Origin of the sequence: Enterobacter sp. RHBSTW-00593 (genome assembly GCF_013784105.1) — a bacterium.
GTDB lineage: Bacteria > Pseudomonadota > Gammaproteobacteria > Enterobacterales > Enterobacteriaceae > Enterobacter > Enterobacter ludwigii.
On record NZ_CP056393.1, the window covers coordinates 109,964 to 131,062 of the forward strand.

The 21,099-nt window shown below is 51.7% G+C and carries 20 protein-coding genes and 1 pseudogene; 9 read left to right on the top strand and 12 right to left on the bottom strand.

Going from position 1 to position 21,099, the window contains the following annotated elements; genetic code table 11:
* Nucleotides 1-138 precede the first annotated feature (138 nt).
* Entirely contained in the window at nucleotides 139-1,101 is a 963-nt protein-coding gene (locus HV242_RS00550; protein WP_050737641.1) for a polysaccharide deacetylase family protein, read from the top strand.
* 14 nt (nucleotides 1,102-1,115) lie between these two features.
* Here the strand turns inward: HV242_RS00550 and HV242_RS00555 are convergent, their stop codons facing one another.
* The 6 genes from HV242_RS00555 to rfaD are packed head-to-tail and all read right to left on the bottom strand — an operon-like array spanning nucleotide 1,116 to nucleotide 7,239.
* On the bottom strand, nucleotides 1,116-2,279 hold the full coding sequence (locus tag HV242_RS00555) for an O-antigen ligase family protein (RefSeq protein ID WP_050737640.1): 1,164 nt from the start codon (nucleotides 2,277-2,279) through the stop codon (nucleotides 1,116-1,118).
* Nucleotides 2,266-3,171, bottom strand: a complete 906-nt coding sequence (locus tag HV242_RS00560; protein ID WP_050737639.1) for a sugar glycosyltransferase — start codon at nucleotides 3,169-3,171, stop codon at nucleotides 2,266-2,268. Before HV242_RS00560 ends, HV242_RS00555 begins: the two co-directional genes overlap by 14 nt.
* 1 nt (nucleotide 3,172) lies before the next feature.
* Entirely contained in the window at nucleotides 3,173-4,267 is a 1,095-nt protein-coding gene (locus HV242_RS00565; RefSeq protein WP_032680004.1) for a glycosyltransferase family 9 protein, read from the bottom strand.
* A gap of 3 nt (nucleotides 4,268-4,270) precedes the next feature.
* On the bottom strand, nucleotides 4,271-5,254 hold the full coding sequence (gene rfaC / locus HV242_RS00570; RefSeq protein ID WP_032679328.1) for a lipopolysaccharide heptosyltransferase RfaC: 984 nt from the start codon (nucleotides 5,252-5,254) through the stop codon (nucleotides 4,271-4,273).
* 3 nt (nucleotides 5,255-5,257) lie between these two features.
* On the bottom strand, nucleotides 5,258-6,304 hold the full coding sequence (gene rfaF / locus HV242_RS00575; protein WP_020882677.1) for an ADP-heptose--LPS heptosyltransferase RfaF: 1,047 nt from the start codon (nucleotides 6,302-6,304) through the stop codon (nucleotides 5,258-5,260).
* Between the two features lie 2 nt (nucleotides 6,305-6,306).
* Nucleotides 6,307-7,239: an ADP-glyceromanno-heptose 6-epimerase gene (gene rfaD / locus HV242_RS00580; protein ID WP_008502707.1), complete on the bottom strand. Its 933-nt coding sequence runs from the start codon at nucleotides 7,237-7,239 to the stop codon at nucleotides 6,307-6,309.
* Between the two features lie 215 nt (nucleotides 7,240-7,454).
* Here rfaD and kbl point away from each other — a divergent pair, with 215 nt between their 5' ends.
* Both kbl and tdh read left to right on the top strand, forming a co-directional pair.
* Nucleotides 7,455-8,651 carry a glycine C-acetyltransferase gene (kbl, locus tag HV242_RS00585; RefSeq protein ID WP_020882676.1) on the top strand — a complete coding sequence of 399 codons (1,197 nt, stop codon included), beginning with the start codon at nucleotides 7,455-7,457 and terminating at the stop codon, nucleotides 8,649-8,651.
* 9 nt (nucleotides 8,652-8,660) lie between these two features.
* The gene (gene tdh, locus HV242_RS00590) at nucleotides 8,661-9,686 is read left to right on the top strand and encodes an L-threonine 3-dehydrogenase (protein ID WP_020882675.1); all 1,026 of its coding nucleotides are present in this window, start codon (nucleotides 8,661-8,663) and stop codon (nucleotides 9,684-9,686) included.
* Between the two features lie 39 nt (nucleotides 9,687-9,725).
* On the opposite strand, the gene HV242_RS00595 is transcribed toward tdh, so the two are convergent.
* A complete protein-coding gene (locus HV242_RS00595) occupies nucleotides 9,726-10,859 on the bottom strand; it encodes a glycosyltransferase family 9 protein (RefSeq protein WP_237760700.1) in 1,134 nt (377 codons plus the stop codon).
* 324 nt (nucleotides 10,860-11,183) lie between these two features.
* Here HV242_RS00595 and HV242_RS00600 point away from each other — a divergent pair, with 324 nt between their 5' ends.
* Nucleotides 11,184-11,942 carry a glycosyltransferase family 2 protein gene (locus HV242_RS00600; protein ID WP_044866025.1) on the top strand — a complete coding sequence of 253 codons (759 nt, stop codon included), beginning with the start codon at nucleotides 11,184-11,186 and terminating at the stop codon, nucleotides 11,940-11,942.
* Between the two features lie 69 nt (nucleotides 11,943-12,011).
* On the opposite strand, the gene HV242_RS00605 is transcribed toward HV242_RS00600, so the two are convergent.
* The 3 genes from HV242_RS00605 to gpmM are packed head-to-tail and all read right to left on the bottom strand — an operon-like array spanning nucleotide 12,012 to nucleotide 15,785.
* Complete coding sequence (locus HV242_RS00605; protein WP_050737638.1) at nucleotides 12,012-12,944, bottom strand: divergent polysaccharide deacetylase family protein; 933 nt, start codon at nucleotides 12,942-12,944, stop codon at nucleotides 12,012-12,014.
* Nucleotides 12,945-12,947: 3 nt separating this feature from the next.
* Complete coding sequence (gene envC, locus HV242_RS00610; RefSeq protein WP_025206449.1) at nucleotides 12,948-14,207, bottom strand: murein hydrolase activator EnvC; 1,260 nt, start codon at nucleotides 14,205-14,207, stop codon at nucleotides 12,948-12,950.
* Between the two features lie 33 nt (nucleotides 14,208-14,240).
* Nucleotides 14,241-15,785, bottom strand: a complete 1,545-nt coding sequence (gene gpmM, locus HV242_RS00615; protein WP_020882671.1) for a 2,3-bisphosphoglycerate-independent phosphoglycerate mutase — start codon at nucleotides 15,783-15,785, stop codon at nucleotides 14,241-14,243.
* A 246-nt stretch (nucleotides 15,786-16,031) separates the two neighbouring features.
* On the opposite strand from gpmM, the gene HV242_RS00620 reads away from it, so the two are divergent.
* The 5 genes from HV242_RS00620 to cysE all read left to right on the top strand — a co-directional run bounded on the left by HV242_RS00620 (nucleotide 16,032) and on the right by cysE (nucleotide 19,145).
* Nucleotides 16,032-16,463 carry a rhodanese-like domain-containing protein gene (locus tag HV242_RS00620; protein ID WP_014168077.1) on the top strand — a complete coding sequence of 144 codons (432 nt, stop codon included), beginning with the start codon at nucleotides 16,032-16,034 and terminating at the stop codon, nucleotides 16,461-16,463.
* 11 nt (nucleotides 16,464-16,474) lie between these two features.
* Nucleotides 16,475-16,726, top strand: a complete 252-nt coding sequence (gene grxC, locus HV242_RS00625; RefSeq protein ID WP_044866021.1) for a glutaredoxin 3 — start codon at nucleotides 16,475-16,477, stop codon at nucleotides 16,724-16,726.
* Between the two features lie 32 nt (nucleotides 16,727-16,758).
* Nucleotides 16,759-17,226, top strand: a complete 468-nt coding sequence (gene secB / locus HV242_RS00630; protein WP_014168079.1) for a protein-export chaperone SecB — start codon at nucleotides 16,759-16,761, stop codon at nucleotides 17,224-17,226.
* Entirely contained in the window at nucleotides 17,226-18,245 is a 1,020-nt protein-coding gene (gene gpsA, locus HV242_RS00635) for an NAD(P)H-dependent glycerol-3-phosphate dehydrogenase (RefSeq protein ID WP_050737637.1), read from the top strand. The genes secB and gpsA overlap by 1 nt, the downstream gene beginning before the upstream one ends.
* 78 nt (nucleotides 18,246-18,323) lie before the next feature.
* Entirely contained in the window at nucleotides 18,324-19,145 is an 822-nt protein-coding gene (gene cysE, locus HV242_RS00640; protein WP_008502718.1) for a serine O-acetyltransferase, read from the top strand.
* Here the strand turns inward: cysE and trmL are convergent.
* On the bottom strand, nucleotides 19,142-19,615 hold the full coding sequence (trmL, locus tag HV242_RS00645; RefSeq protein ID WP_044866019.1) for a tRNA (uridine(34)/cytosine(34)/5-carboxymethylaminomethyluridine(34)-2'-O)-methyltransferase TrmL: 474 nt from the start codon (nucleotides 19,613-19,615) through the stop codon (nucleotides 19,142-19,144). The genes cysE and trmL overlap by 4 nt on opposite strands.
* A 45-nt stretch (nucleotides 19,616-19,660) precedes the next feature.
* Nucleotides 19,661-21,002 (bottom strand): annotated as a pseudogene (locus HV242_RS00650) (MFS transporter).
* Nucleotides 21,003-21,099 lie beyond the last annotated feature (97 nt).

Consider the following 21,099-nt stretch of genomic DNA (forward strand, 5'->3'; position numbering starts at 1 on the left):
ATACTGTCAGCAATTCTAATAGACCTGATGGCGACTTGCACTCTTTCTCCATAATGTCAGGAATTTCCCTGGAAGGGTTTACTCCTCCTTCGCAGAGTGCGTAACATAGCCCTCACTCTTACGTCTTACGGACTCATTATGAAAAAACCAGCGTTTATCATCACCATTGATACAGAAGGCGATAATCTCTGGCAAAACCACCGTGTTATCAAAACGGAAAACGCACGCTACCTGGCGCGATTTCAGGCGCTATGCGAGCGTTTTGGTTTTAAGCCGGTCTGGCTGACCAACTATGAGATGGCGATCGAACCGGTTTTCATTGAGTTCGCAAAAGATGTGATTGCCCGCGGCCAGGGCGAGGTTGGCATGCATCTTCATGCGTGGAACAGCCCACCTGAACATGACCTCACCGGTGATGACTGGCGCTGGCAACCTTATCTGATTGAGTTTTCAGATGAAATTATGCGCGAGAAAGTGCTTTTTATGACGCACTTACTGGAAGAGACCTTCCAGACCAAAATGCTGAGCCACCGTGCCGGGCGTTGGGCGTTTGATCGTCGCTACGCAAACTTGCTGATAGAGCTGGGTTATCAGGTTGATTGTTCCGTCACCCCGCGGGTGAACTGGCGAAATGCCAAAGGGGCACCGCAGGGTCACGGAGGAACGAATTATCAGCATTTCCCTGACCATGCCTACTTTATCGATACAGAGGATATTTCCCGCCCGGGAAAGAGCCCTTTGCTCGAAGTGCCGATGAGTATTCAGTATAAACACCCAGCCTGGCTAAACACCGTTAAACAGGGCTACGATCGGCTGCGTGGGAAATACCGTTCCCCGTCAGTTAACTGGCTGCGTCCGTCCGGTGGAAATGCGTCTGAGATGATTAAGGTCGCACAACAGTGCTTTTCGCAGGGCAATGATTATGTGGAGTTTATGCTCCATTCTTCAGAATTTATGCCCGGCGGAAGTCCTACGTTCAAAGATGATGCGGCCATTGAAGGGTTGTACCAGGATTTGGACCAGTTGTTTACATGGCTGTCGGACAAGACGGTGGGGATGACGCTGGCGGAGTTTTATCGGAGTAAAAGAAGCGCCGGTTAACCAGCGCCTAAAGATTATCTCTGAACGGTTTTTTTCACGGGTGTACTAAATATGATGGCTAATGGTATCCAGAATAACACCCAGTATTCGCGCGGATTACTGATAACGAACATCCCCTGAGTGGAATAAAATACGAGAGCGAAAATCAGTACCGCAACCTCGGCTTTGTGGTCTACAGCAAGGTGTCTCAGGCATTGCCTGAATGCGTAGGCAATCATCGCTAAAAACAGCGTTAGCCCTACGATTCCGCCCTTAAGAAAGGCACCGAAGTAGAGGCTGTGTGTAGTCGTCACATGCTGTTTATAACCATTAATGAATGACAGATCTTTATTAAATCCCCAGCCAAATACTAATCTTTCTTTTGTTACTTCAAAAGCATGCTGCCAGATGCCAAAACGAACGGAGCCAGCCTGGTTAGAATCTTCAAACCGCTTTATAAGCAGGTCGTAAAAGCCGCTGTAATAAAGTGTAATGCCCAGTATAAGCAGAGTGGCCAGGGACAAGAACACAAATTTCTTGTTCCATTTTGGTTTAATACAGAATACGACAGCTGTTGCTATCATTAACGCCAATAATGGTCCACGGCTTTGCGTCAGTAATAAGCCACTCAACAACAACGGAACCGGAACATAATACCAAAGGCTGCGGGTTTCTCGCACGAGAATCGCACTTAAAATAATCCCCAATGCCATATATCCGCCCAGATCAATGACGTTGTCGGGCGCATAGGGAAAAGCAAGTCTTAGGCGTCCGATAAGTAGATGTGTTTTATTAACATAGACTAATGTCAGTAAAGTCAGTGTAACAATTCCAAAATAAGCTGAACCAATCAGGTATGTCTTCTTGTTTTCAAGCTCACATTGCCGGTACAGGCAGAAGAAAATGAGGATGTAAAATGAATGGGTAAGAGCAGAACTTAAGTGTGATGTCTCGGCCCAAAGGTTCGAGAGTGAAAAATAAAGGACAAATAGGGTTAGCAGCCCAAGTGCTGGAAGAAATTCTTTGTCATGTATAAACCGCTCTCTGGCGCTTTTTACCATCATTATGGTGATAAGAAAAAGGGCCAGGGAAACGTGGAAAAGAATATTTACCTTAGATACCCCACAGAATATCATGCTTAAAAACATAAATGCTACAAAAGGGTAAAATGTAATACGCGGCAGTCTATTTAAATACATCCGTAAAATCCTTTCTGACAAAAACAGAAGAAGGTATAGCACTTTGAGGGGAAAGATTAATCACCTCTTTGTTTGCAGAAGCAAAAATCTTACTTGCAAGAGAGAGTGCAGGAAGAACAATATCCTGTACCTTATCTTCCAGAAACGAAGGCAGCATGGTTTCTGTTTTCTCATAAAATCTCGGTTTAGAAAAGTGTGTCATATCCAGTCCAGCAATATAGATTTTTGAGAAACCCATGTAATTTAAGATCTGCAATGCCCAGTAAACCACTGTACCGGCATCAACGACACCCTGACAAATATCGAGGCTAAAAGCGCTATTTGGCGTATTTTCAGAAAAAACGATCCCAGGACGATCCTTGAGGGTATTAAAAAGCGCTTCGCGTTTGATTGAGGGTTTATACGTTTTGTAGCAAATATCTTCGATTATGGCTATCTGGCAGTAGATATTTTCGTATGAAAAACGGTCAATAAGCTTAACCACCCCCATAGCCGTTGTAAACAGAAGCAAATTTTTATTGGCCACGATACGCTTTAACAACGCTGTTTGCCGGTCAATAAAAGTCATGTCAACAATAAAGTAAAGGCTAAAATTAAGCTGGTTATGAAGGTGCCATGCCCCATTTACCCCCGTACGAATGACATCTACGGGTAATGTAGAAAAATCTATTTTTTTGACTGAGGGGCCAGTGGCGGTAATTAACACTTCTCCGCTAAATGCATTTTTGAGAGAAGTAAGGGCTGTAAGTTGAACGGGCTGACCACGATAGACAAAATCAGAAATCTCGCCGCTTTCATTTCGCGCAATCTTCACATACGGCCACAAATTTTCATTGTGACGCATGTTTCGTTTATGGGTATAACGGTAAAACTGCTTAGTCAGAGAGCCCATCTTAAGCCTTCTCGATTTCACTATTTTTATGCGCAACAGTAGACAACAAATGACTGATTCTCGCCAAATCTTCGTCTGTTACCTCAAAGAGTTCTTCTTTCGGCTGGCTGAAGTAGTAACGCGTTTCAAAGACGTAAGAGTTTATATTTTCATCCTTCCCAATCAGCAATACCTTGCCAAGCGGACGTTGTTCATAATGGCAGCAAGGGCCAAACAGCAACACCACCGGGACGCCCACCGCATCGGCAATGTAGATATTCCCTGAATCTGACGCAATATAACAATCCATTTTGGATATCGCCCACGGCAGTTCTTCGAGCGATATTTTTCCAATGAGGTTGATAAAATTGGGAATTTCACCGTAAGCGCGGGTGATGTCATCCATCCACGGCTGCTCGTTCGGTGCGCCAAAAACATAAAACTCGCAGGGCAGGTCGGCAAGATGATCGACAATACGTTTCCAGATTGCCGGGGGAACCGTCTTTGCTTTGTTACCGGCAGAAATGCTGATACCAATTCGGATAACCCCGGGTTTATCGAGAATTTGCGGGTAAACCGCAGGCTTGAACAGGGGCTTTGTGGCGTGCTTGGGTGCGTCCTGCCAGGTGAGCGCGCGATCGGCGAGCTTGAGATAGTTAGTGACGGACAGCGTCTTTTTGCCATGCTCAACAGTACCATCAGCCGTGGCATAAAAAATTCCGTGGTACCACCTGCGCGTATAAGTGCTTAAAAATTGTTTGTTTTTTGCATTACAGGCTGAGGCGAAAAAGAGATTCACACTGTTGGGCTGCAGCAGATAGACATTGTCGTAGCGATTCATGATCCGGCAGGCGAAGCAGAGCTTACGCCACAGGTTGCGCTTTTGCTGCTCCACAAAAAAGATCTCTTCGATACTGTCGTCATGCTGAGCCAATGCGTTAACGCTGCGGCTGATCAGCACATCGCTTTTTTGCAGATACGCCAGTAGAGGCGTTGCATTGATAAAGTCACCGATTTTGGCTGTCTGAATGACAAGGTTTCTGCCCGTGTCTTTGCGAAACAGCTTCCGGATGAGTTTCACCGGAAAAAGTAAAATCAGCAGAAATACATAACTCATGGGTTAAATATCCCTGTTAGAAAGCCGATGGCTGCCCTGTAAAAACGAAAAAATCGCATCTGCGGTAATGTCTCTCATCTGCTGCGTCGGACTGACCATTTGATGCTGGTTTTTACCGTACCCCCCAATCAGCCCCGGGTCGGTCGGACCGAAAAGGGTGATATTGGGGCGATCCAGCGCTGCGGTTAAATGGCTTAATCCGGTATCCACGGATACGACGGCATTGGCGCCTGCCAGTTGCGCGGCAACCTGAGCCAGCGTGAGTTTAGGTAACACTTCCACATTTGAAAAACCCGCGGCCAAACGCTCTGCGCGTTGCCTTTCGTGTTCTGCGCCCCACGGGAGTTTAATATGGATGCCGGTCGGTTGCATTAGCTCAATGAGTCTTCGCCAGTGTGATTCCGGCCAGTGCTTATCATCGCGCGTTGTGGCATGCAGAAAGACCAGATAGGGCGGTGTGTGCGTCTTCGCATCGCGCAAAAAATGCTGCGCAATAGCGTAATCACCCTGCGTGTCCGGTTTTGCATAGCCGAGGCTTTTCGCAAACAGCTCGCGGGTGCGCTCCACGGCGTGCTGCTGTTTCGCGATATGGTGGCGGCGATTATAGAACAGGCTCGCCAGCGGCTCGCGGGCGGTTTGCCAGTCCATACCGTGCTTTACGCCGTGCGCCAGACGCGTGACCAGCGCGGCGCTTTTGACCAGACCCTGTGCGTCAATGATGGCATCGTAACGCTGCGCTTGCACCGCATCACGGAAGGCTTGACGTTCAGCCTTAATCGGTGCTGAGAACCACGCTTTACGCCAGCGGCGGATAGCAACCGGGATCACGCGGTCTACTGCTTCATGCCAGGTGGGGATCTGTGCGAAGCCCTCCTCCACCACCCAGTCAAAACGAATGCCGGGAATGGCCTGCATGGCGTCGGTGAGCGACGGTAGAGTATGCAGGACATCGCCCATTGAAGAGGTTTTAACGATCAATACCCGCATCCGTTATCCTTCTTCACTCAACAGCAGCTCGTTGAGCTCTTCAAGGACACGCTCGGGCGTGATGTCGATCAGGCTCTGGTGATAGCCTTCAGCCGCATCGCCTTTTCGCACCTTGTGATAACCGCTGATCAGACGTATGACGCGCGCTTTATGAGAAAGCGGTGGCGTAAAGTCAGGGCTGCTGGGGCCATACAGAGCAACCAGCGGCCGGTTGAGCGCAGCGGCGACGTGCATCAGGCCTGAGTCGTTGGTGACGACGGCTTTACAGGCGGCAAGTAAAACTACCGCCTGTTCCAGCTGGGTTTCCCCTGCCAGATTACGGCACCATGCCTGCTGTTCTGTATTCAGCGAAGCCAGAATTTCGTTACCCGCCTCGTGGTCTTTCGCCGAGCCAAACAACACGACCTGATTACCTTCATCGATCAGCTGTTTTGCCAGCTCAGCGTAATGATAATGCGGCCAGCGTTTTGCCGGGCCGAACTCTGCTCCCGGGCAGAAACCGATCATAGGGCGTTCTGATGAAATTCCAAACGCGTTGCAGGTGTGGGATTTCTCGCCGTCGTTGACCTGGAGCTGGGGCCAGAGCAGCGGTTGCGGCAGATCTTTTGCGCTGCGCATCACGCCTTTGTCATAGGCCAGCGCGACGTAGCGCTCGACCATGAGTGGCCAGGCGTCTTTATCAAGCACGCGCGCGTCGTTCAGCAGACCGTAGCGCATTTCTCCACGCCAGCCGGTGCGATGGGGGACGCCCGCAAAGAAGGGTACCAGGGCGGATTTAAAGGAGTTAGGCAAGACATAGGCGCGGTCATAGCGCTTTTCGCGCAGGCTATGGCCGAGCTTGCGACGTTCACCAATTTCCAGCGCGCCGTGGCCGAGCGGCATTGGGATCGCCTCGTTAACTTCCGGCATACGCGATAACAACGGACGGCACCAGGCAGGTGCCATCACATCAATTATCGCCTGGGGATAACGCGCCTTGAGCGTGCGATAGAGACTTTGCGACATCATCATGTCGCCCACCCATGACGGGCCGATCACCAGAATTTTCATACTTACGCGTCGCGGTTCAGCCAGGCCATATATTCCGTTACGCCTTCGGCAACGGTCTTGAACGGTTTGTCGTAACCCGCCGCACGCAGGTTGGTCAAATCCGCCTGCGTGAAGGCCTGGTAACGACCTTTCAGTTTGTCCGGGAACGGAATGTATTCAATGCTGCCTTTTTTGTGGTACGCCAGGGTGGCGTCCGCCACGGCCTGGAAGGATTCCGCACGGCCTGTCCCCAGGTTAAAGATACCGGAGACGCCGTTTTCCCAGAACCACAGGTTCACTGCCGCCACGTCGCCTACGTAGACGAAGTCACGCTTGAAGCCGTCACTGCCTTCAAACAGTTTCGGGCTTTCGCCATTGTTCAGCTGCGTGTTCAGGTGGAACGCGACGCTCGCCATGCTCCCTTTGTGGCCTTCGCGCGGTCCGTACACGTTGAAGTAACGGAAACCCACAATCTGGGAATTGGCTTCAGGCAGAACCTGACGCACGTATTCGTCGAACAGGAATTTGGAGTAGCCATAGACGTTCAGCGGCTGCTCATATTCGCGGGATTCGATAAAGTCTGACGTACGGCCACCGTAGGTTGCTGCAGAAGAGGCGTACAGGAACGGAATTTCACGCTCCAGGCAGTAATGCAGGATCTCTTTGGAGTACTGATAGTTATTGTCCATCATGTACTTGCCGTCCCACTCGGTGGTGGAAGAACATGCGCCTTCGTGGAAGATGGCTTCGATCTCGCCGAACTCTTCACCTGCCATAATCTGGATAAGGAAGTCTTCTTTATCCATATAGTCAGCGATGTTCAGATCCACCAGGTTTACAAACTTGGTGCCGTCTTTCAGGTTGTCCACCACCAGAATGTCGGTGATGCCTTTGTCATTGAGGGCCTTAACAATGTTGCTGCCGATAAAGCCCGCGCCGCCGGTAACGATGATCATAACTGTAACCTTTGAAGTGTGGAGTCCGGGGACAATCCCGGACGCTAATGTTCTTATCATATCATTAGTATGGCTGCCCTTCAGCCATTCACCGACATAGCGCAAGGGTACACGTGATTTATGCTGCAAAAACGAGAAGAGATAATGTGTCATCTCGTCATGGCGGCCAGGGTTGGGTAATATGTGCCAAAATTTGCCGAGTCTGGAGAATTGCAATGCGTGGTGATTTTTACAAACAGTTAAACAGCGACCTCGACACCGCACGTGCGGAAGGGTTGTTCAAAGAAGAGCGTATTATCACGTCTGCTCAGCAGGCGGACATCACCGTTGCCGATGGCAGCCATGTGATCAACTTTTGTGCGAACAACTACTTAGGTCTTGCGAATCACCCTGAGCTGATTGCCGCGGCAAAACAAGGCATGGACACCCACGGTTTCGGTATGGCCTCCGTACGCTTTATCTGCGGTACGCAGGACAGCCATAAGCAGCTTGAGAAAAAGCTGGCGGACTTCCTGGGGATGGAAGATGCGATCCTGTACTCCTCGTGCTTCGACGCCAACGGTGGTCTGTTTGAGACGCTGCTCGGCGCAGAAGATGCGATTATCTCCGACGCCCTGAACCACGCTTCTATCATTGACGGTGTGCGCCTGTGTAAAGCGAAGCGCTTCCGCTACGCCAACAACGACATGGTTGAACTGGAAGCGCGGCTGAAAGAAGCACGTGAAGCAGGTGCCCGCCATGTGCTGATCGCCACCGACGGCGTGTTCTCTATGGATGGCGTGATTGCCAACCTGAAGGGCGTGTGCGACCTGGCAGATAAATACGATGCGCTGGTGATGGTTGATGATTCACACGCCGTCGGTTTTGTTGGTGAGAACGGCCGTGGATCTCACGAATACTGTGACGTAATGGGTCGCGTGGACATTATCACCGGTACGCTGGGTAAAGCGCTGGGCGGCGCGTCAGGGGGTTATACTGCTGCGCGTAAAGAGGTGGTTGAGTGGCTGCGCCAGCGTTCCCGTCCATACCTGTTCTCCAACTCGCTGGCGCCGGCGATCGTTGCCGCATCCATTAAAGTCCTGGAAATGGTGGAGTCTGGCGCTGAGCTGCGCGACCGTCTGTGGTCAAACGCCCGCCTGTTCCGTGAAAAAATGGGTGCCGCAGGGTTTACGCTCGCCGGTGCCGATCACGCCATTATTCCGGTGATGCTGGGCGATGCGGTTGTGGCGCAGAATTTTGCCCGCGAGCTGCAGAAAGAAGGAATTTACGTTACCGGGTTCTTCTTCCCGGTGGTACCAAAAGGCCAGGCGCGTATCCGCACCCAGATGTCTGCGGCGCATTCGCCTGAACAAATTGAACGTGCGGTGGAAGCCTTTACCCGCATCGGCAAACAGCTGGGCGTAATTGCCTGAGGACGTGTGATGAAAGCGTTATCCAAACTGAAAGCGGAAGAAGGGATTTGGATGACCGACGTGCCGGAGCCGGAAGTCGGTCATAACGATCTGCTGATCAAAATTCGTAAAACCGCCATTTGCGGCACTGACGTTCATATCTATAACTGGGACCAGTGGTCGCAGAAAACCATTCCGGTACCGATGGTCGTGGGCCACGAATATGTCGGCGAAGTGGTGGGCATGGGTCAGGAAGTAAAAGGCTTCAACATTGGCGACCGCGTCTCGGGTGAAGGTCATATTACCTGTGGTCACTGCCGTAACTGCCGCGGTGGACGCACGCACCTGTGCCGTAACACAATCGGCGTGGGCGTGAACCGTCCGGGCTGCTTCGCAGAATACCTGGTGATCCCGGCGTTTAACGCGTTCAAAATCCCGGACAACATTTCTGACGATCTGGCCTCTATCTTTGATCCCTTCGGCAACGCGGTACACACGGCGCTCTCTTTCGACCTGGTCGGCGAAGATGTGCTGGTTTCCGGCGCGGGTCCCATCGGGATTATGGCTGCCGCGGTGGCGAAGCACGTTGGTGCCCGCAATGTGGTGATTACCGATGTGAACGAGTATCGCCTGTCCCTGGCGCGCAAAATGGGCGTGACCCGCGCGGTGGATGTCTCAAAAGAGAGCCTGAGCGACGTGATGGAAGAGCTGGGCATGACCGAAGGTTTTGACGTGGGTCTTGAGATGTCCGGCGCACCACCGGCGTTTCGCACCATGCTGGACACCATGAACCACGGCGGACGTATTGCGATGCTGGGCATTCCACCGTCTGATATGTCTATCGACTGGAACAAGGTTATCTTCAAGGGGCTGTTCATCAAAGGTATCTACGGCCGCGAGATGTTCGAAACCTGGTACAAGATGGCGGCACTGATCCAGTCTGGTCTGGACCTGTCTCCGATTATCACCCATCGCTTCTCCATCGATGAGTTCCAGGAAGGCTTTGACGCGATGCGCTCTGGCCAGTCCGGAAAGGTTATCCTGAGCTGGGATTGAGAGTAAAAGCCGGCCGGATTTAAATCCGGCCGGCTTTCATCACAGGTATTTATCTTTTTCTTCTATAACGCATTTGCCATCTAAAATATTCTTGGCTTCAGTGGCAATTAAATTTATGTCGATTTTTCTATCGTATTTATTGAAAATAAGTTGTTTTGCATTTTCGCCTATCGGGCCGAATATTTTATTGCCTTCGTAATTCTTATTATGATCAAGAAGCATTGAGTAATATATAGCTACGAGCTTTTTATCTAAAGCGCAGGCAATATGGACAATAGCGGTATCCACTGAAATGACAAGGTCTGCCTGCTTGATTAGCGCAACGGTGTCCCATAATGACGGGAAAATAGATACGGAAACTGCAGGATCCTGAATGTTTAATTTTTCAGTCTTTTTTCTTTCACCAACAATGAAAATATGATTATTTTTTGGTTCTGAAATTTTTGAAATTAGGCTTACTAATTGCTCGCGACTAAGACTTCGCTCATCTACACTGGCAAAGGGGTTGATTACGATCCACTTTTTTCCTTTAAAAGGAAGAAGATACTCATTAATAGTCTCTTCGTGGCTCGGTAACGCTGGTAAAGAGTAAGATAAGTGTTTCGTTTGAATATTTAATGCAGTAAGCATCTTTTTCTGTGGATCAGTAATGTGAAAGTCTCCCTCCGCTGGCAGTTGTAAATTGTAGGGCTTATTAAGCCAGCCACCAAAACTCATCGCATATTTATATTGCGTTTTCTGCAGCAGTTGTACACTAAAGAGCTCTTTTCTTTTCATCCATGCATAAGGATTAATGATCAGGTCAGTCTCTATTTGTGAGATGGAGTTTAACTCATTGATATCAATGATAAAAATCTCATCAATATCAACGATTTTTTCAAATAAAGCCCTGTTTCTTTCTTCTGCCGCGATCTGGACAATATACCCAGCCTTTTTCAGTTCTCTCCACATTCCGGTATGACAAACGGCATCACCAATCCCTAAATCTAAAAAAGGAAAGAGGATCCGCTTTACTGAGGAACTATCGAAAGGTTTGCCTCTTTTATCGGGAATGTTTTTAGATAATTTATAGAGTTTAAGCCGACGTTTTAATTCATGAGTCTTATGATTTCGTTGACGATTAAGTGCTTTAAAATAAAGGATGATTTTTTTCATTTGTTTGACAAACCACATTTTAAACATTCTGCTAACAGTATAAGCATAATGATAAGTAATGTGAACATCTATTTTAATGAGGAATTAATTTTTTGTTTAATAATTTCAAAGGGTTAGAATGCTTGGCGCGCTGTGCAGGTCACTCTCTACTGGTCAAACAGTACTTTTTAGTGCCTGGATAAAGGCAAAAGTATGTTTACAGGCCTACTTTAAGGAATGAAGAGTATGGAATGGATGTCACAAAAGACGATTTTATTTATTATTTGCTGATTGTTTCGATATTCACTTAAATACACTTTCCCTGCTACAATTGTGTAGGTCATTTTCGAAAAGAGTAAGGGAATGTTCAAGTTAACTGTTTGTTTACTCACCTGCAATTCAGCCAGGGTTCTTAACCATGTTCTGCCTCCTCTTCTTAAAATTGCAGATGAAATGATTGTTGTTGATTCCGGAAGTAAAGATAACACGCTATCCATTTGTGAAAGTTATAATTTAAGCCCTATCTATAGACAATATACGATGCATGGGGACCAAATGAACTATGCGGTGAGTCTTGCATCTCATGATTGGGTGTTATGCATGGATAGCGATGAAATCCTGGATGACCTGACTGTATCCTTTATTCTGAATCTGAAGAGTGGGGCTGAGCCTCCACCAGATCATGCCTGGCGTATTGCTCGACACTGGTACGTACTCGGAAAAGAAGTTCGTACTATCTATCCAGTATCGTCGCCAGATTTCCCTGTACGTCTTTTTAATCGCACCTGTGCAAGATTTAATCTCCGACCAGTAGATGACAAGGTGGAAGGTGAACTTAATGCTTTCATCATGGCTGGGCAAGTACGCCATGATACCTTTTATGACCTGAATGAAGTGTTTAATAAGCTCAATAGCTATACAACAAGGTTGGTCAAATATCAGAAGATCCGCCCTTCAATTGGACGAGGCCTTATTAGTGCCATTGGGGCGTTTTTTAAATGGTATCTTTTCAGTGGTGCCTGGCGGCAGGGGAAAGTGGGCGTCGTGACGGGACTCTATGCAACGCTATACAGTTTTCTCAAATATTTCAAAGCCTGGTATCAGTTTGAGGATAAAAAATAGCCCGCATGCAGGAAGTATCCGGGCACTCATCTCGTTGCCATGCTCTGCCCGCCTGCGTTGGCGGGCCAATTATGCTTTTTTACCCCAGCCTTGCCATTGATGCTGCATATATTTCACTAAGGAACTTTGGCTGATACTTTCCCCTATCACGGTAAAGAATCGAGTAGCATATACAGGCTCTGGTGACTGCTTAGGCTTGCAAATTTTCACACCCCTGAATGGATTGCGCGGCTGCGTTACCGGTGGCTGTGCATTGCCAGGACGCGACGTATCAACCTGTGGCTCATTCAGCAGATCGCCAGGACGAACCAGCGTAATATCAGACGGCAATGTCGGCAGCATCTGCTGCAGAACGCGAACGGTAGACGGATGCGGGTGGCCGATAGCAATAGCCGAGCCATTGCGTCGTGCTAGCTGTACGGCGCGATTGAACTGCCCGCGGATATCCGCGTCGTTCTGGGTGTCATCGAGGAACACCTTGCGCTTTATTACCTTCACGCCTGTACCCTGCGCGGCACGCATCGCCTGGCTGTTGCCGATGGTCATGCTGTCGAGGAAATAGAGGTTATAGCGCTCCAGCGACTGCATCACTTTGAGCATCCCGTACAGGCTGGAGGTCATCGCGCTACCCATGTGGTTGTTCAGCCCGACGGCGTACGGCACTTTATTGTAAGCATCGCGAATGATGCGATCGATCTCATCGCTGCTCATATCAGGACGCAAAGTATCTTTTTCCAGCGGCTGCTTGCTGAGCGGTGCCATCGGCAGATGGATGAGAACCTGATGGCCGCTGTTATGCGCTTTGCTCGCCATTTCACGCGCGTGCGGCGCATTCGGGAGGACGGCAACAGAGATGGCGGCCGGCATCGCCAGCACCTGATTCTCGGTGTGCGGACGATAACCGAAGTCATCAATCACTATCGCGAGTTTGCCAGCGTAGACCGGTGCTGCCAGCGCCAGTGCACTGGCGAAGGAGAGAACAATTCGACGAAATTGAAGCAAAACTTATCTTCCCAACCACGGCTGTGGATTGACCGCCTGACCCTGGCGACGAATTTCGAAATAGAGTGACGGGCGGCCCTGACCGCCACTGCTGCCCACGAGGGCGATGGGTTGGCCGGCGCGCACTTGAGTACCAACGCTGACCAGTGCGCTCTGGTTGTAGCCGTAAAGGCTCATATCGCCTTTACCGTGTTCCACCACTACCACAAGCCCGTAACCCTGCAGCCAGTCGGCCAGAATCACACGGCCATCGGCGATGGCTTTTACTTCGCTACCTTCAGACGCACCGATAACTATCCCTTTCCAACGTAGTTCACCCTGCAGCTGTTCGCCATAGCGATGCAGAATTGTACCGCGCACGGGCCAGTAAGCCTGACCACGAGGGGAGCCTAAACCGCCGGTACGTGACATCAGGGAGCGTTCGCTTTCGCTTGGCTTGTAGGTCGTACCTTTGCGTGAGGCTTCCTGCTGCTTGTCGCGTACGGCCTGCGCTTCGCGGGCCTCTTTTTCGGCGCGCGCTTTCGCCGCCGCTTCCGCGCGGGCGATACTGTTACGCAGTTTCGATTCGTTGGCGCGCATTTCGCTCAGCTGGCTTTGGCCTTGCTGAATAGAGGACTCGAGACCGGAAAGGGTTTTCTTGCGCTCGTTGCGGGCCTGCTCGAGCTTCGCTTGTTGCGCCTGCTGTTCGTAGAGCAGCGTCTGTTGCTGGCTCTGCTTCTCTTCGAGCTCGGCTTTTTGCGTGGTGACCTCTTCGCGCGTCTGTTTCAGCTGCGCGATAGTCTCCTGACGCGCCTGGTTCAGATAACCAAAGTAGGCCTGCAGACGCTGACCGCGCTGGCTCTCTTCACCGCTGAGGATCAACTGAAGGCCCGTGTGCTCACCCTGGCGGAAAGCAGCATCAAGCTGTGCGGCAAGGTTGCGTTCCTGGGCATCACGCTGGCGTTCCAGTTTGGCAATCGACGCGTTCATTTCGTCGATCTGTTTATTCAACTGGGCGAGGGTGTTTTGCGTTTCACGTAATTTACGTGCGGCAGCGGAGATGGCTTCTTCCTGCTGCTTAAGCTGAGCGAGCAGAGCAGAGCGTTGCTGCTGTTGCTGGCGTACCGCACGCTCTTTCGCGGCGATATCGGCCTGAATGGATTTCAGCTGGTCACGGTCATCCGCGTGGGCGGATGCGGCGCACAGCAATACGCCAGCGCTGAGTGCGCTGGCGCAAAGCAGAGGTCTGACTGATAACCTAAGCGGCTTCACGACCCATGTGATTGAAAAAATCGCCTTTCCCCTCATGGGGAGCGATTATTCCACGATGAACAGCGGCTTACCAGTCATCTCTTCAGGGATCTCCATGCCCATCAGCGACAACATGGTTGGCGCGATGTCGGAAAGCTTGCCGCCTTCCACTGCTTTCAGTGATTTATCACCCACATAAATCAGCGGAACAGGCAGGTTGGTGTGAGCGGTGTGCGCCTGGCCGGTTGCCGGGTCGCGCATCTGTTCTGCGTTACCGTGGTCAGCGGTGATGAGCAGCTGGCCGCCAACGGATTCAACCGCTTTCGCGACCTGCTCAACACAGTGATCCAGCGCTTCAACCGCTTTTACGGCGGCTTCCATCACGCCGGTATGACCCACCATGTCGCCGTTCGGGTAGTTACAGATGATGGTGTCGTATTTGCCGCTTTCGATTGCCGCAACCAGTTTTTCAGTCAGCTCGGCAGAGCTCATTTCTGGCTGCAGATCGTAGGTAGCCACTTTGGGTGAGTTAATCAGAATACGATCTTCGCCTTTGAACGGCTCTTCAACACCGCCGTTAAAGAAGAAGGTGACGTGGGCATATTTCTCGGTTTCGGAGATACGCAGCTGTGTCTTGTCGTTCTTCGCCATCCACTCACCGAAGGTATTGGCCAGTGATGCGGGTGGATAAGCGCATGGCGCATTGATGTCAGCGGCGTATTCGGTCAGCTGAATAAAGTCGATCTTCACCACTTTCTTACGGGTGAAACCGTCGAAATCACTGTTCACGAACGCACGGGTGATTTCACGCGCGCGGTCAGCACGGAAGTTCATGAAGATCAGCGCATCGCCGTCTTCCATGGCGGCATCAGCCTGGCCTTCAGCACGAATGACGGTTGCTTTCACGAATTCATCGTTTTCATCACGCGCGTAAGCGGCTTCCAGACCTTCCACCGCGGTCGCGAACTGGAATTCACCTTTTGCCAGCGTCATCAGGTCATAGGCCTGTTCAACGCGATCCCAACGGTTGTCGCGGTCCATTGCGTAGTAGCGCCCGATGATAGAGGCCACACGTCCTTTGCCAAGTGCGGCGAATTTGTTTTCGAAGGAGGCCAGTGAACCTTTTGCGCTGCGTGGTGGTGTATCACGACCGTCCAGGAAAGCGTGCAGATAGATTTTTTCTGCGCCGCGCTCAGCCGCCAGTTCAACCATCGCCATAATGTGATCTTCGTGACTGTGTACGCCACCGGCTGAGAGCAGACCCATGATATGAACTGCTTTACCGGCCGCCACGGCTCTGTCCACCGCGCCGCAAAGTACTGGGTTGTTGAAGAAGGTACGTTCTTTGATTTCAACGTCCAGACGCGTCAGGTCCTGATACACGATACGACCTGCACCCAGGTTTACGTGGCCAACTTCGGAGTTGCCCATCTGACGATCTGGCAGACCCACTTCCAGCCCGGACGCATCAATCAGGGTGTGGGGACGTTTTGCCCACAGCGCGTCCATCACCGGCGTTTTGGCGTTGAAAATGGCGTTATCCTGTTGATCTTCACGGTAGCCATAGCCATCCAGAATCACCAGTACCATAGGTTTTTTAGAAACCGACATTGCGACAACCTCATGCTCAAGAGTCAAAATTTGCGTAATTTTACTACAGCTGAATCGATCAAATAGCCGCAGAAGATCAAAGAAAGCGCAGGGGCAAGGTGCTTAGCGGTCGCTTTTGAGGCAATTTTTTAGGTGGCAGGCCTCAGAAAATGGATTAGGTTATGGTCGCTGGCTGTATTTGCCACAACGCACAGGTATACTCCTGTCCTGGTTTTTTTAATCACTAAGTCGGAGTAGTTACCCTCCATGCAAGAAATTATGCAATTCGTTAGCCGCCATCCGGTTCTGAGCATCGCGTGGATTGGCCTGCTGGCTGCTGTGCTGTTCACCACATTTAAAGGCCTGACGTCTAAGATTAAGGTTATCACCCGTGGTGAAGCGACGCGTCTGATTAACAAAGAAGATGCCGTCGTGGTCGATCTGCGTCAGCGTGACGATTTCCGTAAAGGTCACATTGCTGGTGCTATCAACCTGTTACCTGCTGAAATCAAAGCGAACAACGTTGGTGAGCTTGAGAAACATAAAGCCCAGCCGATTATCGTTGTTGACGCGACCGGTATGCAGGCGCAGGAATCTGCCAGCGCGCTGCATAAAGCAGGCTTCGAAAACGTAACGGTTCTGAAAGAAGGTATTTCCGGCTGGAGCGGGGAAAATCTTCCTTTGGTTCGCGGTAAATAAGGAGTTCAGTAATGGCCAATATCGAGATCTACACCAAATCAACGTGCCCGTTCTGCCACCGTGCAAAAGCGCTTCTGAACAGCAAAGGCGTAGCGTTCAAAGAACTGCCGATTGACGGTGATGCGATTAAACGCGAAGAGATGATCCAACGTAGTGGTCGTACGACGGTTCCGCAGATTTTTATTGATGCGCAGCACATTGGCGGCTGTGATGACTTGTATGCGCTCGATGCCCGTGGTGGACTCGATCCGCTGCTGAGCTAAGAGACTTTAGGACAATTAAAAAGGGTTTTTCCATGTCAGAACAAAACAACACCGAAATGACTTTCCAGATCCAGCGTATCTACACCAAGGATGTCTCTTTCGAAGCGCCAAATGCGCCACACGTTTTCCAGAAAGATTGGCAGCCAGAGGTTAAACTTGATCTTGATACCGCATCTACCCAACTGGCGGATGACGTGTATGAAGTCGTACTGCGTGTGACTGTTACTGCCTCTCTGGGCGAAGAGACTGCATTCCTGTGTGAAGTTCAGCAGGGCGGCATCTTCTCCATCGGCGGCATCGAAGGCAACCAGATGGCGCACTGCCTGGGTGCATACTGCCCGAACATTCTGTTCCCGTATGCTCGCGAATGCATCACCAGCCTGGTTTCTCGCGGTACATTCCCGCAACTGAACCTTGCGCCAGTTAACTTTGATGCGCTGTTCATGAACTATCTGCAGCAGCAAGCTGGCGAAGGTACTGAACAACATCAGGATGCCTGATGAGCACTCTTAATGCGTCAATGACTGTGATCGGTGCCGGCTCATACGGCACCGCTCTTGCCATCACGCTGGCAAGAAATGGTCACGAAGTGGTTCTCTGGGGCCACGACCCAAAACATATCGCGACGCTGCAACGCGACCGTTCCAACGTGGCGTTCCTCCCGGACGTTCCGTTCCCAGACTCCCTGCACCTTGAAAGTGACCTTGCGACCGCGCTGGCGGCCAGCCGCAACATTCTGATTGTGGTGCCGAGCCATGTGTTTGGCGAAGTACTGCGTCAGATCAAGCCGCTGATGCGCCCTGATGCGCGCATTGTATGGGCCACCAAAGGGCTGGAAGCCGAAACCGGACGCCTGTTGCAGGATGTCGCCCGCGAAGCGCTGGGTGATGACATCCCGCTGGCGGTTATCTCGGGGCCGACGTTTGCTAAAGAGCTGGCCGCTGGCCTGCCGACGGCGATCTCGCTGGCATCAACCGATCAGGCCTTCTCCGACGATCTTCAGCATTTGCTGCACTGCGGCAAAAGTTTCCGCGTTTACAGCAACCCCGATTTTATCGGCGTACAGCTGGGCGGTGCGGTGAAGAACGTGATTGCGATCGGCGCCGGAATGTCCGACGGGATTGGCTTTGGTGCCAACGCACGTACCGCACTGATTACGCGCGGCTTAACCGAGATGTCCCGCCTTGGCGCAGCACTGGGTGCCGATCCGACCACCTTCATGGGCATGGCGGGCCTGGGCGATCTGGTGCTGACCTGTACCGACAACCAGTCCCGTAACCGCCGCTTTGGCATGATGCTCGGTGAGGGCATGGATGTGAAAGGCGCGCAGGAGAAGATTGGTCAAGTGGTTGAAGGCTATCGCAATACCAAAGAAGTTCGCGAATTGGCGCACCGTTTTGGTGTCGAAATGCCAATAACCGAGGAAATTTATCAGGTATTGTATTGCGGAAAAAATGCGCGCGAGGCAGCATTGACCTTATTAGGTCGTTCGCGCAAGGATGAACGCAGCAGTAACTAGTCGCAGGGATTCTTGTTAGCACTATGACCCGGCCAGCACAGAACTGGCCGGTCATTAACATGTCGTCTGGAGTAAGCAATGCCGTGTGAAGAACTGGATATCGTCTGGAACAATATTAAAGCTGAAGCCCGGGCTTTGGCTGACTGCGAGCCAATGCTGGCCAGTTTCTATCATGCGACGCTACTCAAGCACGAAAACCTCGGCAGCGCCCTGAGCTATATGCTCGCCAATAAACTGGCTTCCTCGATTATGCCCGCCATCGCCATTCGTGAAGTGGTGGAAGAGGCCTATGCCGCTGACCCTGAAATGATCGCTTCTGCCGCCTGTGATATCCAGGCCGTGCGCACGCGTGACCCGGCGGTGGACAAATACTCTACGCCGTTGCTGTATCTGAAGGGTTTTCATGCCTTGCAGGCGTATCGCATCGGCCACTGGCTGTGGAATGAAGGCCGCCGCGCGCTGGCTATCTTCCTGCAAAACCAGGTTTCCGTGACCTTCCAGGTGGATATTCACCCGGCCGCGAAAATTGGCCGCGGGATCATGCTAGACCATGCCACCGGCATTGTCGTCGGTGAAACCGCGGTGATTGAAGATGACGTTTCGATTCTGCAGTCGGTCACGTTAGGCGGTACCGGTAAAACCAGCGGCGATCGCCATCCGAAAATCCGTGAAGGGGTGATGATTGGCGCGGGCGCCAAGATCCTCGGCAACATCGAAGTGGGTCGTGGTGCGAAGATTGGCGCCGGTTCGGTTGTTCTGCAGCCTGTTCCGCCGCACACGACCGCCGCTGGCGTACCGGCACGTATTGTCGGTAAACCAGACAGCGACAAACCGTCGATGGATATGGATCAGCACTTCAACGGTATTCACCATACGTTTGAGTATGGTGACGGTATTTAACTTCTGAGAATGGCGCCTGGGTATCCCAGCTGGCGCCATGCTTCATACACCACCACCGACACCGCATTTGACAGGTTCATGCTGCGGCTGTCCGGCATCATCGGAATACGAATCTTCTGCTCAGCGGGCAGGGCATCAAGAATGGTGGCCGGCAGGCCGCGCGTTTCCGGGCCAAACATCAGATAATCACCGTCCTGATAGCGCACGGCGCTATGTGCCGGCGTACCTTTGGTGGTCAGGGCGAACATGCGCTGTGGGTTTTTGCTTTCAAGAAACGCGGCGTAATCATGATGGCGAACCACGGCCGTAAATTCATGATAATCCAGCCCCGCGCGGCGCAGACGTTTGTCGTCCCACGTAAAACCCATCGGCTCGATGATATGCAGACGAAAACCGGTGTTGGCGCACAGGCGGATAATATTGCCGGTATTCGGCGGAATTTCTGGTTCGAATAAAACGATGTTAAGCATGCTGCCCCCTTAATTGCGGGGGCAGAATAGCAGAAACCGGGCCGCTTATGCGACGCCGAGATCCTGCGAGCGGCAACGCAGCATTTTGTAGAAGGTTGCCGCGGCCGCCAGCAGGGCGGGCAGGCTAAGGATCATCAAAATACTGTCTGCCTGCCACTGCATGGAGAGAAGCTGCGCGCTGGTCATGGTGCCCGCCACGCCACCAAAGCGGCCAATGCCCTGCATCCAGGCAATGCCCGTTGCGCGACACTCGGTAGGATAAAAGGTGGCTGCCAGCGTCTGCATTCCCGATTGTGCGCCGTTCATCGCGATCCCCATCAGGAAAATCAAGCCGCCAAACAGGGCGATATGGTTATGTTCAATGCCGAGCGCCAGAATGAGCAGCATGGTCAGGACAAAGCCACCTGCGACCACTTTGTGTGCCTCCCAGCGATCCATCATCCAGCCCGCGAGAAGGATGCCTGCGGTACCGCCGAAGGTGAACAGCGAGGTGAGCCATGCGGATTCCGCGAGGGGATAGCCCATCCCCAGCATCAGCGTCGGCATCCAGCTAAGCAGGACGTAATAAATCACCAGCCCCATAAAATAGGTTACCCATAGCATCAGGGTGCCGGGCAACCACGGCTGTGAAAACAGCTGTGCTACGCTCCCTTTTTTTGGCGGCGACCCGATCCTCTGCGAGGAAGAAACCGGTGACGCCATCGAGGGTCGTGCGGGCGAAACGGCTGGCGATACGGCGGATCTGCATCATGTCTTTCTCGCGCTGCACCAGATATTTCACCGATTCCGGTAAAAACAGCATCAGCAGCAGCGTTAATATCAGCGGTGCTATCGCGCCGGTCAGCAGTACGCTTCGCCAGCCATGATGCGGGATAAGCCAGGACGATATCGCCCCACCGCCGGCCGCGCCCAGCGGGAAGCCGCAGTACATGGTATTAATCGCCATGGCGCGACAGCGCTGAGGGGCAAACTCTGAGATGAGGGTGATGGCGTTCGGCATGGCGGCACCCAGCCCCAGGCCCGTCAGAAACCGCCATAGCGTCAGGGTGTTAAGGCTTTGTGCCCAGGCCGTCCCCAGGCTTGAAAGGCCGAAGAACAGACAAGAAAAGACCAGTACGCGCTTGCGGCCTATCCGGTCCGATACCGGGCCTGCGACCAGCGCTCCCAGCGACAGCCCGAGCAGTGCTGCGCTCAGTACCGGTCCCAGATCCTGTTTGTGTATGCCCCATTCTGCCGACAGCGTGGGCGCAATGTAGCCCATTGCTGCGGTATCGAAACCATCGATCGCCAGCACCAAAAAGCCCAGCACGATGAGCACCCAGTGAAACCCGGAAAAGGGACTGTCGTCGATCACCTGCTGAATATCCACCTGACCTGAATATCTCATACGCTCCCCTCTGATGTGATGGTGTTTTTGTGTTCTTGTATTTGCTTGTCTATACAATTGCGTGCGGCACAGGTATGTCAAATTTTCTTATCCAATA

What these genes read in the sequence shown, in the direction of transcription:
- HV242_RS00550 (WP_050737641.1), top strand. Translation starts at nt 139, where the DNA reads ATGAAAAAACCAGCGTTTATCATCACCATTGATACAGAAGGCGATAAT.
- HV242_RS00555 (WP_050737640.1), bottom strand. Translation starts at nt 2,279, where the DNA reads ATGTATTTAAATAGACTGCCGCGTATTACATTTTACCCTTTTGTAGCA.
- HV242_RS00560 (WP_050737639.1), bottom strand. Translation starts at nt 3,171, where the DNA reads ATGGGCTCTCTGACTAAGCAGTTTTACCGTTATACCCATAAACGAAAC.
- HV242_RS00565 (WP_032680004.1), bottom strand. Translation starts at nt 4,267, where the DNA reads ATGAGTTATGTATTTCTGCTGATTTTACTTTTTCCGGTGAAACTCATC.
- rfaC (WP_032679328.1), bottom strand. Translation starts at nt 5,254, where the DNA reads ATGCGGGTATTGATCGTTAAAACCTCTTCAATGGGCGATGTCCTGCAT.
- rfaF (WP_020882677.1), bottom strand. Translation starts at nt 6,304, where the DNA reads ATGAAAATTCTGGTGATCGGCCCGTCATGGGTGGGCGACATGATGATG.
- rfaD (WP_008502707.1), bottom strand. Translation starts at nt 7,239, where the DNA reads ATGATCATCGTTACCGGCGGCGCGGGCTTTATCGGCAGCAACATTGTT.
- kbl (WP_020882676.1), top strand. Translation starts at nt 7,455, where the DNA reads ATGCGTGGTGATTTTTACAAACAGTTAAACAGCGACCTCGACACCGCA.
- tdh (WP_020882675.1), top strand. Translation starts at nt 8,661, where the DNA reads ATGAAAGCGTTATCCAAACTGAAAGCGGAAGAAGGGATTTGGATGACC.
- HV242_RS00595 (WP_237760700.1), bottom strand. Translation starts at nt 10,859, where the DNA reads ATGTGGTTTGTCAAACAAATGAAAAAAATCATCCTTTATTTTAAAGCA.
- HV242_RS00600 (WP_044866025.1), top strand. Translation starts at nt 11,184, where the DNA reads ATGTTCAAGTTAACTGTTTGTTTACTCACCTGCAATTCAGCCAGGGTT.
- gpmM (WP_020882671.1), bottom strand. Translation starts at nt 15,785, where the DNA reads ATGTCGGTTTCTAAAAAACCTATGGTACTGGTGATTCTGGATGGCTAT.
- HV242_RS00620 (WP_014168077.1), top strand. Translation starts at nt 16,032, where the DNA reads ATGCAAGAAATTATGCAATTCGTTAGCCGCCATCCGGTTCTGAGCATC.
- grxC (WP_044866021.1), top strand. Translation starts at nt 16,475, where the DNA reads ATGGCCAATATCGAGATCTACACCAAATCAACGTGCCCGTTCTGCCAC.
- secB (WP_014168079.1), top strand. Translation starts at nt 16,759, where the DNA reads ATGTCAGAACAAAACAACACCGAAATGACTTTCCAGATCCAGCGTATC.
- gpsA (WP_050737637.1), top strand. Translation starts at nt 17,226, where the DNA reads ATGAGCACTCTTAATGCGTCAATGACTGTGATCGGTGCCGGCTCATAC.
- cysE (WP_008502718.1), top strand. Translation starts at nt 18,324, where the DNA reads ATGCCGTGTGAAGAACTGGATATCGTCTGGAACAATATTAAAGCTGAA.
- trmL (WP_044866019.1), bottom strand. Translation starts at nt 19,615, where the DNA reads ATGCTTAACATCGTTTTATTCGAACCAGAAATTCCGCCGAATACCGGC.